1 protein-coding gene is annotated in these 862 nt (G+C 47.2%); it reads right to left on the reverse strand.

Annotated elements, in window-relative coordinates:
* Positions 1-167: 167 nt before the first annotated feature.
* The coding region (locus A3763_RS03215; protein ID WP_156494864.1) for an ATP-binding protein at positions 168-862 on the reverse strand (695 nt) is incomplete at its 5' end.

Here is an 862-nt window from a genome sequence, read left to right on the forward strand (position 1 = left end):
GGTGTAATCAGGTCGATGGTGTCACATCAACAATTATTGGCGCCACCAGTTTGCAGCAGCTGGAAGAAGATATCGAAGCCTTTAAAGTTGAGTTATCCAAAGATGACCTGAAGGCTATTTTCAAAGTACTTAGGGAATACCCTTTGCCTTTCTAGCACAAAAAAGCTCTATAAACCCTGAGAAAAGGCGAGCTCTACACTTAGCCCGCCTAATTCAGAATCAGATAATCTTAGCGTCCCGCCGTAGCTCTCGACAATATCATTTACTACAGCTAAACCTATTCCTTGGCCGGGAATCGTAGTGTCCGCGCGCTGGCCTCGTCTGACGAGCTTTGCCTGCTCAGCTTCACTTATCCCCGGGCCATCATCTTCAATGGTGATCCGTAAGGTATTGTCATGGGCCCTTGCATGAACATTAACCTGCGCCTTTCCGTATTTAAAAGCATTATCGATCAAGTTGCCTAAGAGCTCTATCAGGTCACCTTCATCTCCCCTAAAGACTGCGTCGCCGGAGATATCACAAGCCAAAGTCATCGACTTATCATGATAGACCTTGCCCATGGCTGCACAGATTTTATCGCACAAGGGTTTGACTACTACGGCCTTATTAAACGGGGCTGCCACACCCCCAACGGCGCGTGTTAGCTGGTAGGAAAGTATTTTATCGATGCGCTCATTCTGCTCCTCAATATCCTGGAGCCATGAGGTATTGCGCATATCATCAGGTAGGGAGTTTCCCGCCTGATTCAAGGCGCTGCTAATAATGGCAGAAGGGTTTTTAATGCTATGTGCCAGGTCCGCTAAGGTATTCCGATAGCGTTCTCGCTGATGAGCTTCGTGGGAAATAAGACGATTAATACTAT

The organism is Oleiphilus sp. HI0128 (assembly GCF_001635365.1).